At 37.6% G+C, this 19,712-nt stretch carries 15 protein-coding genes; 13 read left to right on the forward strand and 2 right to left on the reverse strand.

Annotation, left to right across the window (positions count from 1 at the left end; all coding sequences use genetic code 11):
• Positions 1–46: 46 nt before the first annotated feature.
• The 10 genes from pyrD (at position 47) to SJ2017_RS09260 (ending at position 14,165) form a co-directional block, all read left to right on the forward strand.
• On the forward strand, positions 47–1,069 hold the full coding sequence (gene pyrD / locus SJ2017_RS09215) for a quinone-dependent dihydroorotate dehydrogenase (RefSeq protein ID WP_055024472.1): 1,023 nt from the start codon (positions 47–49) through the stop codon (positions 1,067–1,069).
• Between the two features lie 187 nt (positions 1,070–1,256).
• Positions 1,257–1,790 (forward strand): cell division protein ZapC, encoded by a 534-nt coding sequence (locus tag SJ2017_RS09220; protein ID WP_065108241.1) that lies wholly within the window; start codon positions 1,257–1,259, stop codon positions 1,788–1,790.
• A gap of 1,074 nt (positions 1,791–2,864) precedes the next feature.
• Positions 2,865–4,319, forward strand: a complete 1,455-nt coding sequence (gene xylB / locus SJ2017_RS09225; protein ID WP_080915559.1) for a xylulokinase — start codon at positions 2,865–2,867, stop codon at positions 4,317–4,319.
• A gap of 73 nt (positions 4,320–4,392) precedes the next feature.
• Positions 4,393–5,709, forward strand: a complete 1,317-nt coding sequence (xylA, locus tag SJ2017_RS09230; protein ID WP_080915560.1) for a xylose isomerase — start codon at positions 4,393–4,395, stop codon at positions 5,707–5,709.
• 360 nt (positions 5,710–6,069) lie between these two features.
• Positions 6,070–7,032 (forward strand): Gfo/Idh/MocA family protein, encoded by a 963-nt coding sequence (locus SJ2017_RS09235; RefSeq protein ID WP_080915561.1) that lies wholly within the window; start codon positions 6,070–6,072, stop codon positions 7,030–7,032.
• A 64-nt stretch (positions 7,033–7,096) separates the two neighbouring features.
• Positions 7,097–7,579 carry a GNAT family N-acetyltransferase gene (locus SJ2017_RS09240; protein WP_065108238.1) on the forward strand — a complete coding sequence of 161 codons (483 nt, stop codon included), beginning with the start codon at positions 7,097–7,099 and terminating at the stop codon, positions 7,577–7,579.
• Positions 7,580–7,848: 269 nt separating this feature from the next.
• Complete coding sequence (locus SJ2017_RS09245) at positions 7,849–8,907, forward strand: LacI family DNA-binding transcriptional regulator (protein WP_065108237.1); 1,059 nt, start codon at positions 7,849–7,851, stop codon at positions 8,905–8,907.
• 259 nt (positions 8,908–9,166) lie between these two features.
• The gene (locus tag SJ2017_RS09250) at positions 9,167–10,774 is read left to right on the forward strand and encodes a glycoside hydrolase family 43 protein (RefSeq protein WP_080915562.1); all 1,608 of its coding nucleotides are present in this window, start codon (positions 9,167–9,169) and stop codon (positions 10,772–10,774) included.
• A 228-nt stretch (positions 10,775–11,002) separates the two neighbouring features.
• The gene (locus tag SJ2017_RS09255) at positions 11,003–12,151 is read left to right on the forward strand and encodes a GGDEF domain-containing protein (protein ID WP_080915563.1); all 1,149 of its coding nucleotides are present in this window, start codon (positions 11,003–11,005) and stop codon (positions 12,149–12,151) included.
• A gap of 367 nt (positions 12,152–12,518) precedes the next feature.
• Complete coding sequence (locus SJ2017_RS09260) at positions 12,519–14,165, forward strand: methyl-accepting chemotaxis protein (protein WP_080915564.1); 1,647 nt, start codon at positions 12,519–12,521, stop codon at positions 14,163–14,165.
• 363 nt (positions 14,166–14,528) lie between these two features.
• Here SJ2017_RS09260 and SJ2017_RS09265 read toward each other — a convergent pair whose 3' ends face one another.
• On the reverse strand, positions 14,529–14,843 hold the full coding sequence (locus tag SJ2017_RS09265) for a hypothetical protein (protein ID WP_055024481.1): 315 nt from the start codon (positions 14,841–14,843) through the stop codon (positions 14,529–14,531).
• A 184-nt stretch (positions 14,844–15,027) separates the two neighbouring features.
• Here SJ2017_RS09265 and SJ2017_RS09270 point away from each other — a divergent pair, with 184 nt between their 5' ends.
• From SJ2017_RS09270 to SJ2017_RS09280, 3 genes are all read left to right on the forward strand, one after another.
• Positions 15,028–15,522: a putative 4-hydroxy-4-methyl-2-oxoglutarate aldolase gene (locus tag SJ2017_RS09270; RefSeq protein WP_055024482.1), complete on the forward strand. Its 495-nt coding sequence runs from the start codon at positions 15,028–15,030 to the stop codon at positions 15,520–15,522.
• Between the two features lie 62 nt (positions 15,523–15,584).
• A complete protein-coding gene (locus SJ2017_RS09275) occupies positions 15,585–17,405 on the forward strand; it encodes an AsmA family protein (RefSeq protein WP_080915565.1) in 1,821 nt (606 codons plus the stop codon).
• Positions 17,405–17,950, forward strand: coding sequence for a BsuPI-related putative proteinase inhibitor (locus SJ2017_RS09280; protein ID WP_055024484.1), 546 nt, complete (start codon positions 17,405–17,407; stop codon positions 17,948–17,950). Before SJ2017_RS09275 ends, SJ2017_RS09280 begins: the two co-directional genes overlap by 1 nt.
• Positions 17,951–18,127: 177 nt before the next feature.
• Here SJ2017_RS09280 and SJ2017_RS09285 read toward each other — a convergent pair whose 3' ends face one another.
• Positions 18,128–19,645: a LysM peptidoglycan-binding domain-containing protein gene (locus SJ2017_RS09285; RefSeq protein ID WP_055024485.1), complete on the reverse strand. Its 1,518-nt coding sequence runs from the start codon at positions 19,643–19,645 to the stop codon at positions 18,128–18,130.
• Between the last annotated feature and the right edge of the window lie 67 nt (positions 19,646–19,712).

Here is a 19,712-nt window from a genome sequence, read left to right on the forward strand (position 1 = left end):
AAGCCCTGGCAAATAGCCGGGGCTTTTTTTAGGTTTAGGAGAAAGCATGTTTTTTTACAAAGTTGCACAAAAAGTGATGTTTCAAATGGATCCAGAAGTAGCGCATAACATCGCTATTGGAAGTTTAAAAAACACTGGAAACAACCCTTTAAACCTATTTTATAGTCAAAATGTAAGTGCTGCTCCAGTCACATGCATGGGAATTACATTTAATAACCCTGTAGGGCTTGCTGCGGGCTTAGACAAAGATGGCGAATCAATTGATGCATTTCATGCAATGGGCTTCGGTCACGTTGAAGTAGGGACTGTAACACCACGTCCTCAACCTGGTAACGAACAACCACGTTTATTTAGACTTAAACCTGCTAAAGCGATTATCAATCGAATGGGTTTTAACAATAAAGGTGTTGATAACTTAGTTAGAAATTTAATGGCTAAGAAAACTGACATTATTGTTGGTGTTAATATCGGTAAAAATAAAGATACTCCAGTTGATGAAGGTAAAAATGATTACCTAATTTGTATGGAGAAGGTTTATCAGCATTCAGATTATATTGCAGTAAATATTTCTTCACCAAACACACCAGGTTTGCGTACTTTACAGTATGGTGAGCTTTTAGATGACTTATTAAGTTCTTTAAAAGCAAAGCAAGCTGAATTAGCTGAAAAACACAATAAGTATGTTCCTATTGCGCTTAAAATTGCGCCAGATTTAACAACAGAAGAGATTGAAAAAATTGCTCAGTCTTTATTAAAGAGTAAATTTGATGGTGCTATTGCCACAAACACCACATTAACTCGTGATGCAGTCGTTGGTTTAGATAATGCAAATGAGATGGGTGGGTTAAGCGGTAAGCCATTAACTGATCTTTCAACTAAAGTGATCAAACAATTAGCTGAATTTTTGAACGGTGAGATCCCAATTATTGGCGTCGGTGGAATTAATAGTGCAGAAGATGCATTAGCTAAATTCGATGCAGGATCGCAATTGGTTCAAATATATACAGGCTTTATTTATCAAGGGCCTGGTTTAATTAATGATATTGTTAATGCTTATAAAGCGAAATAAGATCTTAATAGCTTAAAAACCATACTAAGATCTAAATAATAGATCTTAGTGAGTTATAGCGATCGCGTTTTTGATCTTTCGATCGTTATAACTTTTTGATCTCTATATCAATTATTTGAAATAACTTTTGATATTGTTGGAAATATAATCTATTATCAGACTGTATTCTTATAATTAGGTACTAAAAATGTTATTAATGCCAAATAAGGACTGGCAGTGGGAATTTAATGAATGCTATAAGCAATTAAGTATTTCATTGGGTCCTGACATGGAGTTCTTAACTCCATATAAAAGTAAATCTCTCATCCCTGATGCGTTAATAACATCAGAGTTTAGTGTCGAGCACGCTAAATTCTATATTCACATGCTTGAAACCTTACCTAAAATTGTCAATATGTCTGATGCGGCGATTGTTCAAACTGCATTAAATGCTACCGCCTCACATTTTTTGCTTAAACCACAAATGCCGAAATCATGGTTTTTTGAAATAAGCCAAGAATGTGTTTATTGCGAAGTTGGTAAACTATTTCTGTTAAATGCTAGTGGTAATAACGTACTGGTATTAGTGGTAGAAAATAGTTTGCAAGCAGCTTTAGTTATGGTGCTATCTAAAGAGTGCCCATTAACCGAAACTAAAGTTTTACAGCAATTTGAAACGATTAAAGTGATGCATAATCGATTAAACCCGCTGAAGAAGATTGCACAGGTTGTTGCTGCGTAACTGCTATAGAGTAGGGTAGTTAATTCAAGTTTATCTCTCAATGAATGCATTACATGTCTGAAAATCTAGATGCTATAGAATAATTTCTTTTTAGCTAGCTATATTTTACTTATAAATTCATATTCTTTGTTCCATTTTTCGATATCTCCTACTTTATTTAAGCTTTTATTTCCTATCCCACAATCTTGGTTTCAGTTACAACTCTAGATATATTGATTAATAAAAGCTCAGTATCACCTGATAATTAGTCACTGTATATTGCTGATAAATTGTTCGTTAAGTTTAATTATTAAGCTATAACTTCGATGCGTTTTCATTTGCATTGTTAGTTAATGAGGCTACCAGTTAATGAGGTTGATAGTTATAGCTATTGTTACTCATAATATGGTTTTTAGCTCATGATATATTTCTCATAGCGAATGGTTATTTTGTTTATGAATTAACTTTTAATTGAAAGCCTGTTAAATCGTGAGTAGCTCTTGAGCTGACTGATATGTTGTCATCATTCAAAACTTACAGTAAATTTCGGCGCTAATATTATTACTACGCGTATCCCTTTCCCTCTTCCTTTCACTAAAGCTTTCATTAACAGTTAACGCTGACCTTTAAAATAATTCTATTAACCTTGAATGCTGTTAAACACTCTTATTATCTAAACCCGAATAAAGAACCATTTACATATTTGATGCAAAGCATAGCTCTCTGTTTAAAATACACTTAACTAAACCGAGCCATTATGCAGTGTTTAGCTTTAGTTATTTGTTCTTAAATCTAAAAATGAATAAACAGGGGGAGATATGTCAAGGATGACGAATTGATATTATTTTTGATATTTCTCGCTGATCTACAATCTCATATTTCATGTCTTTTGCTACGTTTCGGTTTTTAATGACTGCTTATCAATATTGGATGTTCTTCAAGTTATTGTTTTTATAACCTATTGCAAAAATTATTTGAAAAAGTAACTTTTTAATTGTGAGCGGTAACATTTTAATGTAATGTTTATGTTACTTTCATTTGGCGAAGTATTGTTCTCCAATGAGCCTTAATTAAGAACTGTTCGAGGAAGAGACTGTGTACTTAGGGATTGATTTAGGAACATCTTGTATAAAGCTAGTTTTAGTCACTGAAGGCGGCACTGTTGTAGATACAGCGAGTGTGTCGCTCACCGTTTCTCGTCCACAACCATTATGGTCAGAACAATCTGCTGAGTCTTGGGGTGAAGCAGCGATGACAGCAATGGACAAACTTGCTGCTAAAGGTCAACTCGCAGATTTAAAAGCAATTGGACTTTCAGGCCAAATGCATGGCGCAACATTACTTGATAATCATGGTGACGTACTTCGTCCTGCAATGTTATGGAATGATGGTCGAAGTGCAATGCAGTGCTCTAGTATTGAGGAATCAGTGCCTAATGCTCGTCAGCTTACCGGTAACATGATTATGCCAGGTTTTACTGCGCCAAAGTTATTGTGGGTTAAAGAGAACGAGCCTGCGATTTTCGATAAGGTCGCAAAAGTATTATTACCAAAAGATTATGTTCGTTACCTTCTAACTGGTGAATTTGCATCTGATTTATCCGATGCAACAGGCACTGTATGGACTGATGTGGCGAAGCGAGATTGGGATGACAATTTACTGGCTGCTACAGGCCTTTCTCGTGACCACATGCCAACTCTTTATGAAGGGTCTGAAATCACTGGTTACATTAAACCAGAATTAGCCAAACGCTGGGGTATTAAACAAGTGCCAGTCGTTGCCGGTGGCGGTGATAATGCTGCTGGTGCGGTAGGTGTAGGCATCATTAAGCCTGGTCAAGCTATGTTGTCTCTTGGGACTTCCGGTGTTTATTTTGCGGTGACTGACGGTTACAAATCTAACCCAGATAGTGCTGTTCATAGCTTCTGTCATGCGCTTCCTGGTACATGGCATTTAATGTCTGTTGTATTGAGTGCTGCTTCTTGTTTGAGTTGGTTAGCAAATTTAGTCGGTAATGTCAGTGTACCTGAGTTATTAAATGAATTAGCACAACAACAATCAGATAACCAATCAGATCTTATTTTCTTACCTTATTTAAGTGGCGAACGCACGCCACACAATAATCCACACGCTAAAGGTGTTTTCTTTGGGCTTACTCATTCAACTGAACGAGCTGACATGACTAAAGCCGTGTTAGAAGGAGTGGGCTATGCATTTGCTGATGGCTGCGATGCATTGCATGCATCGGGCGTAAAGCCTGATGAAGTGTCCTTGATAGGTGGTGGTGCTAAAAGTGAATATTGGCGCAAATTATTGGCAAATATTCTTGGCCAAAATCTCGTTTATCGACAAGGCGGCGATGTTGGTCCCGCGCTTGGCGCTGCACGACTTGCGCAACTCGCGGTAACACCCAATGCCAATATTGAAGATATTTGTCCTGTACCAACATTAGTTGAGTCATATGAACCCAATCAAGCCGAATTTAACCATCACAAAGAGCGTCGTGAAAAATTCAGCCAAATTTATCAAAACCTAAATTCATTATTTTAATGATTAATAATAAGCGTATTGAAAAAGTAGTGACTTTTTACATGCGTATTTACCTTACTGTTTGGAGAGAACTATGAGTGAATTCTTTAGTGGCGTCAGCAAAATAAAATATGAAGGCCCAGAATCAACTAATCCTTTGGCGTTTCGTTATTACGATGAAAATAAAGTCGTATTAGGTAAAACAATGAAAGAACATCTGCGTTTTGCAGCATGTTACTGGCATAACTTTTGTTGGAATGGTTTTGATATTTTTGGTGCTAATACCTTTGACCGTCCTTGGTTAGAATCTGGCGAACCTTTAGCAATGGCAAAACAAAAAGCCGATGTCGCGTTTGAGTTTTTCCAAAAGCTTGGCGTGCCTTATTACTGTTTTCACGATGTAGATGTTTCTCCAGAAGGTGCCAACATTCGTGAATATCTAAATAACTTTGCTGAAATGACGGATGTGCTTGCACAGAAGCAAGAAGAGACCGGCATGAAGTTACTATGGGGTACTGCAAACTTATTCAGTAATAAGCGTTATATGTCAGGTGGCGCGACGAATCCAGACCCTGAAGTGTTCGCTTATGGCGCAACCCAAGTTTGTACAGCAATGAATGCAACACAACGCCTAGGCGGTGAGAACTACGTTTTATGGGGCGGGCGTGAAGGTTACGAAACGCTATTAAATACCGATTTAAAGCGTGAGCGCGAACAGTTTGCTCGATTCCTTACCATGGTAGTTGAACATAAACATAAAATTGGATTTAAAGGTGCTCTATTAATCGAACCAAAACCACAAGAGCCGACTAAGCATCAGTATGATTACGATACAGCTACGGTACATGGTTTCTTATCTCAGTACGGTTTAGAAAAAGAGTTCCAAGTGAACATCGAAGCGAACCACGCAACGCTTGCAGGGCATTCATTCCATCATGAAATTGCTAATGCCTTTGCACTTGATGTGTTTGGCTCTATCGACGCTAACCGTGGTGATCCTCAACTGGGTTGGGATACGGATCAGTTCCCAAATAGTGTCGAAGAAATGACATTAATCATGCATGAAATTTTGAAAGGTGGTGGCTTTAAGTCAGGCGGCTTTAACTTTGATACCAAAATCCGCCGTCAAAGTATCGATCCAAATGATCTATTCCACGGCCATATTGGTGGTATGGATACGATTGCTGTGGCATTGCTTAAAGCGGCTGACATGTTTACAGATGCAACCTTAGAGAAAAAGGTTGCGCAACGCTATGCTGGCTGGGATGGTGAACTAGGTCAAAACATTTTAAATGGCAAGCTAGATTTAGCAGGCTTAAGTGAATTCGCCCAAGCTAAGCAGCTTGACCCTAAACCGCAAAGTGGTCAGCAAGAGTTATTAGAAAATTATGTTAATCGCATGATTTTTTAATGTTCATACTTTTTCACGTAATCTCATTCTACAAGAAGGTCGCTTGTGAATATTGATTACTTTTTATTGGCTCTTATCAATGCAATGCTTGCTAAATAAGAGTTGCGATAACTTTGGTTGTCGTATTGGTAAACCGCCGTTAATACTAATTAACGGCTTTTTTATTGTCGTGACGGTTAATCGCCAATAGTATAAAAATAGATAATGATAAAAGTTAATCTTGCTCATGCCTTTCATTAAATGGATAAGCTTGGACTATTATTTTGGTTTAAAAAGTTACGGAAGATTATTGATTATATTTTGTCCATGCGACTCAGAACAATCAGAGTGGGATAAATAATGAACAAATAAGGATTAGAAATGAAGCAAGTTAGCTGGGGAATTATTGGGGCAGGTAGGATTGCTCATCAATTTGCTGCAGATATGTCATATGTCGACAATAGCAGATTATATGCCATCGCAGCACGTGACTCTAAAAGAGCTGAAGCTTTTAAGACGCAATATGATATTTGTCAATCTTACGGAGATTATGACAGTTTATTCAATGATGAAAATGTCGATGCTATTTATATTGCGACCCCACACAATTTTCATTTCGAGCAAGCAAAGGCTGCAATTCTGGCAGGAAAGGCCGTACTGTGTGAAAAGCCAATTACCATCTCTACTGAAGAAGCAAAGGCACTTTATCAATTAGCAAAGCAAAAAAAAGTTTATTTGTTAGAAGGAATGTGGACGTATTTTTTACCAGCGATTCAGCAAGCAAAGGAATGGGTTAAAGAAGGACATATTGGCAATTTAATGCACATTAAAGCTGATTTTGGTTATCCGCAGGCTTATGAACCTAACTCAAGAGAGTATGCCAAAGAGCTTGCTGGTGGCTGTGTATATGATATGGGAGTATATCCTATTGCCATTACTCAACTTTTCATTAATGAAACGCCAATATCAGGATTTGTTACCTCACATCTGGCACCTAATGGAATCGAAAATGATGCAGCTTTCATATTTGAATATGAAAATGTAACGGCCACCTTAGCTACATCTTTTAGATGCAAATTACAGAATTGGGCTTACATCATTGGTGACAAAGGTTATATTGCTATTCCAGACTTTTGGCGAGCAAGTCAGTGCTTTTTATATCAGGGAGATGAGCTAATCTCAGAGTTTACTGATAAACGTAAAAGTATCGGTTTTAATTTTGAAATAGAAGCTGCTGCAAACGATATTTTGGCAGGTAAACTCTCATCTAATATAGTGACTGAGCATATGTCATTAGCATTTCAAGCACGGATGGAATGGATCAAATCCCAAATAAACCAATAGTTTTTTGACTCGAAGATACCTTTTGAGTTTGACAAAGTGCTAGTTAATTTGGAGTGGAGTAAAAATGAATATTGAAATCAAACCGATCACACCAAATCAAGATCAGACAGTTGCAGATATTATTGCAAAAGTAGGTACAGAATTTGGTGCAATTGGGGAGGGGTTTGGTCCTTCAGATCCTGAAGTAAGTCAAATGAGCCGATATTATTCTTTAGAAAATAAAAGCCAATATTATGTAGCCACATTAAATGGCCAAATTGTGGGATGCGGTGGAATAGCAAAGTTTAATGACAGTGAGCAAACTTGTGAATTACGAAAATTGTTCCTGTTACCAGAATCAAGAGGCTTTGGCATTGGTAGAAAACTTACTAAAGTGTGTTTGGATTTTGCGCAATCTCAAGGATACGAGCAGTGCTATTTAGATACCTTAGCATCAATGAAAGCTGCTATTTCTTTATATGAATCTATGGGATTTACACATTTAGATAAGCCTCTTACAGGAACTATTCATGGTGGCTGTGATATATGGATGCTTAAGCGTTTTTAATAACATAGTGCTTAAGACGCAAGCAATGATTAATCGTTTTTGTAAGTTATCGGTATCATAATTATTCTTGTTTGGCACTTTATAAGATTAATGTTACTTATTGCTATGTTTCTATTCGTTTTATATTGGTATGTTTTGTCTTAATAAAGCATAAACAGATAATTTTAATAAGTTCAAACTGGGTTATTTGTTGAGTAATCCTGTTATTTTTTCCTTCGTATTGTTACATTTGAATTTCGTAACATTTTTAAGCTGCTGGCGAGTCTGTAATGAGTCCAATAAGTAAGAGTAATTCTAAAACAAAATCCACGATTCAGGATGTTGCTGAATTAGCTGGTGTATCAAAAATGACAGTTTCTCGAGTGTTGAACAATGATGAAAAGGTCAGTGATAAAACGCGTTTAAAAGTTAAAGAGGCGGCCAATAAATTACATTACAGACCAAATATTTCGGCTCGTCGCTTAGCCAGTGCAAAATCTTACTTCATTGGATTACTGTACGAAAACCCTAGCCAAGGTGGTTATGTCAGTCAGTTTATGATGTCAGCGTTAAAAAGCTGTCGGCAGCGTGGTTATCATTTAGTCGTTGATGAATGTGAAGGGACTCAGGTAGAAAAACTGACTATTACTCGTGATCTCGTTGAAGAAACCCGTGTCGATGGCGTCATTTTATTGCCGCCATTTTGCAATAATATTGAAATTCTAAATGAGCTTAAAGCATTGAACGTTCCTTACATTCGTGTTTCACCTGATGTCGAGCTGACTCAATCCCCATTTGTTTGTATGGATGATTATCAAGCCGCTTTTGAAATGACTAATCTATTGATAGAGCAAGGGCATAGAGATATAGCGTTTATTATTGGACATCCAGATGTAGGAGCAAGTCGATTACGTTATCAAGGCTTCTTAGATGCAATGCGTTCAAATAAGTTAACTATACCGCCAGAATACATTGAGCAAGGTTTGTTCAGTTATAAATCTGGATTAAGCGCGGCTAAGGCGTTGTTAACTTGTAATAATATGCCAACAGCTATTTTCGCAAGTAATGATGATATGGCGGCAGCGGTTATCTCTGTGGCAAATTCTTTAGGGATACAAGTCCCTCAGCAACTTAGTGTTGTAGGTTATGATGATACGCCAATAGCGACGACGATTTGGCCCAACATTACAACGGTTAAGCAACCAATTGAAGCCATGGCAGAAGCTGCAATAGCAATGTTGACGACAGGAAAGTTTGATCAAGGCTTGAGTGATAAATTGTCTGACTTACGCCACGTGCTTGATTTTGAATTAAAACAGCGTGATTCAACGAGCCGGGTTAAGTCATAGCTCATTCCTAACGCCTGATCACACCACACCAAGTGAATTTTTATTAGCAGCAATCATTTGCTGCTTTTTTGTGTCCTCGTCTGTTGTCCCTCTTGATCATTTACAATGCTTTTATTTGTCAAATTGACACTAAGCTAATTTGGTAATATGTTATCGCTAACATATGCATGTTGTATCATACTGTTAACATCCAGTTGTTTCATATTAGCGATTAAAAGAGTGTGAAGGCATTTAACTTATCAAACTGAAAAGGTGAGCTATGAATTTACCCGATATTAATCCCATACTGCCAGGGTTTAATCCAGATCCAAGCATTGTACGTGTGAATGATGATTACTATATCGCTGTATCAACATTTGAGTGGTATCCAGGGGTACAAATCTATCATTCAACAGATTTGGTTAATTGGACCTTAGTCCATCGACCGTTAAATCGAGCTGATTTATTAGATATGACTGGTGTCCCAGACTCATGTGGTATATGGGCACCATGTCTTACACACAATAATGGTAAGTTTTATCTTATTTATACCAACGTCAAACGATTTGATGGCAACTTTAAAGATTCACCTAATTATTTAACTACCTGTGAAACAATCGATGGAGAGTGGACTCGTCCGGTTTATCTCAATAGTAGTGGCTTTGATCCATCTTTATTTCACGATGACGATGGGAAAAAGTGGCTATTGAATATGGTTTGGGATTATCGGCCAGATAGAAGTTTCTTCGGTGGTATCGCTTTACAACAATATTGCGATAAAACAGAAAGATTAATTGGCGAGTCGAAAATTATTTTTACGGGTACAGAGTTCGGGTTAACTGAAGGGCCTCATTTATATAAAAAAAATGGTTACTATTATTTATTAACTGCTGAGGGGGGGACTGGGTACGAACATGTTTGTACTATGGCCCGTTCAAAACATATCGATGGCCCTTATGACGTTGATCCTCAAGGTCCTATTGTAGCAACGGTTCCTCATTTACAGCACAAATTGCAACGTAATGGTCATGGTAGCTTAGTAGAAAGTAAAGAAGGGGAATGGTATTTAGCTCATCTGACTTCTAGACCACTTGATATTGAACAACCTACATCACAGCGTAGCAGTCCTATGGGCAGAGAAACAGCAATAGAATCTGTTCAATATACCGATGATGGTTGGTTTAGGTTAGCGACTAACTCATCGCTGGCACAATTAAATCCAATTGGATTAACAGCTAAACCGCAGCGAGATTTCTCGTTTAGAGATGAATTCACAGATAGATTTATCGCGGATCAATTTCAATGGCTTAGAAGTCCAACCCCTGAAAACTTTGTAAGCACAACCCGTAAACCAGGTAGCTTATTGCTGACAGGAATGCATTCATTAGGTAGCACATTTGAGCAAGCGTTGGTTGCGACAAGGCAGCGTCATTTTTCATTTGTTGCTCAAACCAAAATCATGTTTGAATCTAACCACTTTCAGCAAACCGCAGGATTAATTTGTTATTACAACGCTCATAAATTTCATTATTTATATTTATCTTATGATGAAAAAATTGGGCTAAACCTAGATATTATGAGCTGTGAAGGTGAGCAAAGTTTAGATCTTGTATTTCCAATATTTGAACAGCGTATTCCCTTGTTACAATCATCGGTTTATCTACGAGCAGATGTGCACTATGAAACACTTAAATTTGAATACTCATTAAATGGATCTGACTGGTTTCACATTGCGTCTTTAGATTACAGTTTAATTTCTGATGAAGCAGGCAAAGGAGAAGGTTCCAGTTTTACTGGTGCATTTGTTGGTTTATGTGCTCAAGATTTAACTGGGCAAAACACAGTTGCAGAGTTTAGTTACTTTGACTACAAAGAACGCCATCAATAGGAATGGACATACATACTTTCTGACTTAATGTGAATAACATGGCGATAGAATTTGTGTTATTCACATTATTGAGTGGTGTGGTAAATTTATGACATATTTATTCAATCATATGGAGGATGATTTCGTAGCTAGTATTTGAAAACTTTGCTATATATAAAGACATAATATTAATAATGTTTTACCTGTTTTTGCTGCTTTTAAGCAAAATTTAGGAAAAATGGGTAGTCTATGTTCGACTTTATTTTACGGCCTTTTCATCAAAAACTAACCGGTTTTTCGTTATTGCGTTTTAAGCATTATCACGTCCATCAAGTCATGTTGCCGTATTCCGGATTTTTGTTATCTGTCATTCCTATTTATCTTTTATTTGGCCTTTTAGATTACCAGCACTTAACTGAGCATGCTTGGGTTGCGACACTCAGCAGAGTCTTCTTATCGATACTTTGCATAGTGGTGTTAATTACCTTGCGGCGTTATGCATCCAAGTATTTAGAGCTCGCCGAGCTGTTTTTAGTGTTAACGGTATACATGTCGATTATTACTATCGGAAAATTGGCGATGACCCAAGGTAATTTTGATTATCAATCAGGTGGCGTGTTAGTCATGGTTTACATCGGGGCATTATCTCGAATGCCATTTAAGCTGAGCCTATTTGGTTTATCACTGATGTTGTTGAGTTATTTACTGATAATCGCACCAGATAGAATTGGACAAGATTATGGTGAAGAGCTCGATAGAATATCTATCTTTTTTGCTGTGTTCCTAATTAGTTTAGTGGCTAGCTTACGCCGAGATTCTGAAACTCGTAAAAGCTTCCAGCAGTTTAGCCAAATTAGAAGCCAACAGTTACGGCTTAGAGCAAGTCAAAAAAAATTAGCGTTGCAAACAGTTACGGACCCATTAACCGAGCTTAAAAACCGTTTGTATTTAACTAAAAATGGTCCGCAAATTGAACAAAGCGCGCAACACACGAATAAACCATTAAGCGTGTTAATGATAGATATTGATAACTTCAAATCAATTAATGATACCTACGGCCACCAAGTAGGTGACAATGTTATTTATGGAGTAGCGCAAATTATACGTCAACATTGCGGTCGGTATACTGGAATGAATGTACGATACGGAGGAGAAGAGTTTTTATCTGTTTTTCAGTGCTTCAATGAGCAACAGTTATGTCAGATTGCAGAGAAAATCTTAGATGATGTTCCCAAATTGTATTGGCCGAATACCAACCTCAGGGTCACGATTTCTATTGGGGCGTCAATAGATGTAAAACAACGTTGGGATTTGAACGAGTTGGTTTCTCATGGTGATAAAGCCTTATATCTTGCAAAACAGAATGGTAAAAATCAGATTCAATTGATAACGCAGTAATGTACGTCATATAGTGATGACCTTAGTTAACTTTTGCTTAATGCTTGCTATTATTTTTTGATGAACACCTTTTCGACAAGCGTTATTACATCGCGAACACCTCTCACTATTCTATATTTAATTATTCTATTCACCACGAATCATTTGCGGCTTACCCATAGTTGCTGAGTTTATTGATTGATTTTTATTCATGTGCTTTGCTAAATAATTTCTTTAATCGGTCGATTATAAGGAATAAGGTATGTTTATAAGCTAAATTTGAATGATGATTGTTTGGGGAAATAACAATCAATTCATTACTTATACATTAGCTTTAACCATAGTCTAGTTTGTCTCGATATTTATTCTAATAATACGGTGAACGACAATGAATGCTATAGATCATTTTTTTCGTAAAACGAGTATTTCTAACCGCTTGATGGCCATGATTGTGGTTGCAGCTTTTGCAACTGTGCTCATGTTTTTGTTCGCTTTTAACCGTATCGAAAATGTATTGGTGCAAGAAAAGCAGGCCAAACTTACTGGTATTATTGAGGTCGCAAGCTCTGTCATCAATCAGTTTTATTTGGCTTCTGAGCAAGGTGATATGTCGGAGGCAGAAGCGAAACTTGCTGCTATTAATGCCTTAGATAATTTACGTTATTCTGGTAATGAATATTTTTTTACCGTTGATACCAGTGGGGTCATGGTACAACACGCATTTGCGAAAAAACTCATCAATACAAATGTGTTATCAATGCGTGACCCTGATAATGTGCCGTTATTTCAATTAATGATTGAACGTACTCATAATGCCAAAAATGCCACGGTTAACTACATGTGGAATAAACCCAATCAAGATACTCCTAGCCCTAAAATGAGTGTTGTCGAACGTTTTACTCCATGGGGATGGGTCGTTGGTACGGGGATTTATATCGACGATATCCAAACGCAAAAAACTGAATTTTTAATGCAATATTTATTTTTACTCTTATTGGTTTGGTTACCGATCCTGATTATTTTGTTTGTTATCACTAAAAGTATTTCAAAGCCGATGCAACAGACTATTTCAGCTTTTGAGAATATTGCTAAAGGTGAAGGGGATTTGACACTGAGATTAGCTGAAGATGGTCAAGATGAACTTAAGCAAATTGCCCATAATTTTAATATTTTTACAGACAAGATCCAAAATCTAGTATCTTCAGTTGCGGGAAATGTCACTCAAAGCCAAGCTCTTGCTCAACAGCTTGCATCTATATCATCTGATGCAAATCAAGTGTCGAGTAATGTTCAAATGGAAACCGAAAATGTTGCTACTGCGATAAATGAAATGTCGATGACAGCCGCAGAAGTTGCGTCAAATGCACAAGCTGCTGCACAGAGTGCAAATATTGCCGACACTGAAGCCGACAATACTGCCATGATTGTAGATAAGGCAATGTCAAAAATTGGTGATTTGTCTTCTGAGCTACAACAAACCGAATCTGTTGCAAAAGGCCTAAAAGTTAGCTCAAGCCAGATTGGGCAAATATTAGATGTTATTGTTGGTATTGCTGAGCAAACCAATTTATTGGCATTGAATGCTGCTATTGAAGCCGCTCGTGCTGGTGAAGCGGGTCGAGGCTTTGCTGTGGTTGCCGATGAGGTTAGAACGCTTGCTAGTAGAACGCAAGATTCAACCCGTGAAATCAATGGCATTATTGACGCTATTAGAGAGGCTATTGAAGATGTAAACCATTCAGTAGAACGTGCTTTAACACAATCAGATGAAACCGTGGGTGAAACGCAAAAAGTAGAACAAGCACTTCATTCAATTAAGTCAGCGATTGGGGATATTTCTCAAATGAATATTCAAATAGCAGGTGCAACAGAAGAGCAAAGTGCAGTGATTTCAGAATTAAATATGAATATTACCCGCATTAATGATATGTCGGTAGAGAATAAAAATCATAACGAGAAATTACTGGATAGTAGTGACAATATAGCAAAAGGCTCAAATGAGCTTGAAAAGATAGTAGGGCAGTTTAAAGTGTAAACCATAAATAGTCTTATTGATGAACACCTCGCATTTATAAACTAATAAAGCCTTGTTGGAAATATTCAACAAGGTTTTTTTATTCGAACTTGTAAATGCAAATTTATTTCATTTTTGTTAACTGTTTATGGTTAATTTGCATAGCTGACGAATTGATATTTGCGTTAAACACATTAAAAATAACATAAGCTATCTGATAGACCACTTATGGGTTTAGAAATGAGTGCTAGACTGGGTTGGAGATTTAATGCTGCATATATAATACAGCACATATAAATCAACGATGGTTGATAGTAGTTAGCAAAGGGTAATTATCGAAGAAGATGAATCGGTATTAAGCCAATACATTAGTAGGCCCAGTCATTACTGGTGTTTCAACTTATTCATTATGTTGATAACGTCTTGATATGAGATTTTATACTCTCTTGATAACTGTATGATTTTTGCTTTGTAGGTTTGAATATGTTCTTGCTTTACCAATTCAGTTTGTTTTTCTTCGACAATTTCAGAAACCACCTCTTCTAAGATTTTTAAGCGTCGTAAACTGTAATCCAAAGAAGATAAATACGTCTTCATTTGCATTCTATTACGTGCATTCTCAAGATTTTTAGTTGTTCTATTTTCAAAATCTAATTCATCGAACGCATTTATTACATTTTGTAAATTGATATCAGTCATATTGAAAACTACTTAAAAGTTAATTGGTATTTCGCAATAAATGAGAAATTCAAATACTGCAATGTTTTCATCCATGAACAAGTAAAGTATAGGCGACAGTTTATTCAGATTAATGAATTGTTTCAATAGCTATGGACGTTTATATTATGAGGTAACCTATTCATTTTAGTACATGGAGTGTGAGATGTTAGATTTATTACCCGACTTATTTGACCATTACGAAAATAAACTGACTTTAGTTCAATCGAATTGGAACTCTTATGGTGGTAAAACTATTTTTTATGGCGAAGTGGTCACCGTTAAATGTTTTGAAGATAACTCTAAAGTTAAGTCAGTATTAGCCACACCGGGAAAAGGTAAAGTGCTAGTGGTTGATGGTGGTGGCGTCTGTCGACGGGCCTTATTGGGCGATATGATTGCGGAGTCTGCATTTAATAATGAATGGGAAGGGATAATCATTTATGGCGCAATCAGAGATGCAGGTACTATCGCAACCATAGATATTGGTGTGCAGGCACTTGCGACAAACCCAATTAAAACTGAGAAAAAAGATGTCGGTTTAATTGATGTTGCCATCAATATTGCTGGTGTCGATATTAAACCCAAGATGATGATCTATGCTGATATCAATGGTATTGCCATTGCTGAAAAACCTTTAGATTTAACGGTTTTGAGCTAAACTGTTACATAACAACATAGTAACGCTAAATTGAGAACCAATTTACTGACAAGGAAGCAAACATGAAGGCACTTAAATGGCTGTTAGGTATCGTGGCTGGGGTAATATTAATACTTGCAGTGTACTTAACGGTATTTTTTGATTTGAATAGTTTTAAACCGCAAATTGTTGAGGCGGTTGAAAATCAAACTGGACGTACATTTGTCATTAAGGATGATTTGAGCTGGAGTGTATTCCCATCGATTGGCATAAAATTGGGCGGGATATCATTATCTAATCCAGAAAATTTTTCTACTAACAACTTTGTTGAAGTGAATGAAGCTGTTGCCAACGTAGAATTAATGCCGCTATTAAGCCAAGAAGTTGAAATCGCGATGCTTTCATTAGATGGCTTAACGGTCAATATGATAACGCAAAAGGACGGTACCACGAGTATCGATGGTTTGAGTGGTGACAGTTCGGCAGCTGTGGCAGAAGACAAAACGACTGATTCAGCAGCTAAAACAAGTGTTGAACTACAAAGTTTACAAATTGGCGGAGTATCAATCACTAATACCACTATTAATCTGATTGATGAAACGACAGATACGACTCAAGTCTTCAAGCTTAATAGCTTAACATTGGGTGAGTTTTCACTGGGTAATGACGCTGACTTTGCATATGACTTTTTAGCGCAGCTTCCTGATATGACGGTTAACAGTAACGGGGAAGGCAAGCTAAACGTCAGTAAAGACTTGGCTAAATTAGTCATTAACGGCTTCACGATTAATACTGATGTCAGCGGTAAGGGCATTCCTAATAATCAATTATCCACGCAATTAGTGACAGATATAGCCGTTGCACTTGATTCACAAAACGTAGAAGTCATTATTAGCAAATTATCTGCAATGGAAATTGATGCTACAGGTAAGCTAAGTGTCAACTATGGTGCAAAAATCCCGAAAATAAACATGCAAATGGACTTTGGTGACATCGATGTGGATAAGTTAATGCCCGCTTCTGATGAACAAACTCCAGCAGAAACAGAAAAGGTGGCGAGCACGGCACCTGCAACAGAGCCTGACTTATCCGCATTGAAAACCATTGATGTGACTATGGGCGTCACTATTAAGTCAATTAAAGTTGCTAATTTACTAACTCAAAATTGGAAAATGAATGCCACAGTTAAAGATGGTATCGCCAATTTGAGTGAATTTTCTGCAAACCTATATGAAGGTAGTATTCAAGCAACGGCAAAACTTGATGCACGCCAAAAAGTCGCAAGTTATCACTTTGAAGAATCATTGACTGGCGTACAATTCAGGCCGCTACTAAAAGACGCTGCTGATGTGGATTTAATTTCAGGTGCAGCAAACTTCAAAGTTAAAGGCTCTGGTAAAAGTTTAATCCCTGACAATATAAAGAAAAACCTATTAGCGAAAGGGGATTTTGAAATCGCTGATGGTTCACTTTATGGGGTTAATATTCCGCAAATGATCCGCAGTGCGCAAGATAAACTCAAAGGTGATCTTTCTGCGAAAAATACTGAAGAGTTAAAAACAGATTTTACAAGTCTGACAGGCAGCTTTGACTTAAATAGTGCAGTACTGACCAACCCTGATTTAGCGATGTCATCACCACTTATACGTTTAAGCGGTAATGGTAATGCCAATATAGACTCACAAACAGTAGATTATAAATTAACTACGTCTTTAGTGGGTTCTTTAGCAGGACAGGGTGGTGAGAAAGATGCATTAGCGGGCGTTGATATTCCGTTAACGATTACAGGTAGCATGCAAGACCCTAAATTTGGTATCGACACGAGTGCGTTATTTGATGCCAAAATAAAAGGTGAAACCGATAAGCTTAAAGATAGCTTGTTCAAAAAATTAGGAGGGTTTTAATGAAACGTTTTATAGGTTGCTTAAGTTTACTGTTAGTGGGCTGTAGTACAACAAGTACAGATGTCACTGCACAAAACACGGATGTCGATACTGCGAAAGAGACTAAAAGTGTCGTAAAAGCAAAATCAATTTCGCTTGGTGCTGGAGTATCAACAATGGCAGAAACCTTATTAGTCGGCTTTTTAGAAGCTGAAACCTATACAGACTCTACTAAAGCAATGTCGGTAAAACATACGGCAACTAACAGTCAGAGTTATCCTGTTAGCTTGATGTTTAATTCAGGGATGACCGCTGATTTAGGACTTTATGATCCTAAAGGTCAACAAATTTGGTCTTCTTCTCAGGATATGATGTATACCCAAGCATTGCGTACTGTTACGTTAGCACCAGCACAAACAATCGAAACTCGTTTTAGTGTCCCTGCTGCTGTGATGGCAAAAGTGTCAGGACCGGGATATCGATTCAGTGTCAAGTTTGCCGGTAAAGCTGAAGAAAGTGCAATGCCAGTGATAAATGCAGGTTCAACACCTTTGGTTGTTAACTAGCATTTCGTTTCCATTAGCACTAATCAGCGTAAAAAAATGGCAAGTGATATTATCACTTGCCATTTTTATTGGTGGGATTTAATTAGGTAAATAAAACCAATCATTTTTGGTCTAAGTAACCGATTTAAGCTTAACGAACCAGCACTTTTGTAATCAGTAATGAATAGCGAAACTCAATTAAGCGTTCACTTTTGATACATCAACAATTAAACGTAACATTTGCCCAGGCTGAATATATTTGGTGTTATGTAACTTATTCCACTTGATTAAGTCATCTACAGATACGTTAAATTTATTGGCAATACGGGCAAGTGAATCACCTGAGCGAACTTTGTAGTTAACTGTTCGCTCAGTTGCATTTGTTGATGCACGGCTACCAATTGTCAGTTCTTTTCCAATACTTAACGCGCCATTTTTAGGCAGACGGTTCCAGCGAATTAAATCATCGACCGAGACATTGTAACGCTTTGCGATAACCCACAGTGAATCGCCAGACTTCACTGTATAAGTGATATTCTTAGGTGTTAATTGATTTTGCGCTAATAACTGATCTGTTGTTAAGTCAGCGCCTTCAGGTGGCACTGGGATAATTAAATATCTGCCAGCTCGAATATTGTTGTTTTTAAGATTGTTACTTGAGCGAATAAATGATGCTGACGTATCGAAGCGTTTGGCGATATGACTCACAGTATCACCTGATTGAATCTTATAACGATGCCAATTGAGCTTGTCTTTTGGGTCAAGTTGCGCCAGTTTTTGCTCAAATACATCTCTTTTGTCATAAGGCAGCACTAGAGTGTGCGGGCCTTCGGGTGACGTGGCCCAGCGATCAAGACCTGGGTTAAGTGCTTTAAGTTGGTTTATGTTCATGTCCGCTAAATCAGCAGCCAGTTTTAAATCAATTTGGCTTTGGGTATCGACAACGGCGATATGAGGCTCATTAGCGATAGGTGTTAAGGTAATGCCGTATTTATCGGCATTTTTGATGACATCGGATAAAGCGATGAGCTGCGGGACGTAACGTCGGGTTTCTCGAGGTAATGATAATGCCCAAAATTCAGTGCTTTTACCTGCGGCTTTATTTCTGCGAACGGCATTATTTACTCTGCCTTCACCAGTGTTATACGCTGCTATGGCATACAACCAGTTTTCGCCAGTTCTGTCGTAAAGATATTCTAGAAAATCTAACGCAGCAGTCGTCGCCGCGGGTACATCTCTGCGTCCGTCGTACCACCAATCACTTTTTACCCCAAAATGATTCGATATTGGGGTCGTGAGCTGCCAAAGCCCCGAAGCTGCACTTGCTGAATAAGCAGATGGGTCAAATGAACTTTCAACGATGGGCAATAGCGCAATTTCAATTGGCATGTCACGCTTTTCAAGCTCTTCTACAATGTAATGTAAGTATGGCTCAGCCCGCTGTGAAACGATTTCCAAATGCCTTGGGTTCGCCAAATACCAGTCACGATATTGATTGACGAGCTTTTGGTCATCAATCGGCATTTTCATCTGTAGGCTAATGCGTTGCCATACATCTGTGATCTCGACGGGCTTTTCAACTTTAACGACCGTTTCTTCAGGCTCTACTGGCTTTTGAATGGTAATAGGCTCTTTAGCCGGCTTAGGTGTTGTTAGTGTTTGACAGCCACTTAAAAAGGCCACACCACCAACGATAAAATATAAAGATTTATGCATCAAAAACGAAATTCCTAAGTCTTGCAAAACTGACATGTTTAGTACGTCAGCCTAAAGTATTGGTCAA

This window comes from Shewanella japonica (assembly GCF_002075795.1).
Classification (GTDB): Bacteria; Pseudomonadota; Gammaproteobacteria; order Enterobacterales; family Shewanellaceae; genus Shewanella; species Shewanella japonica.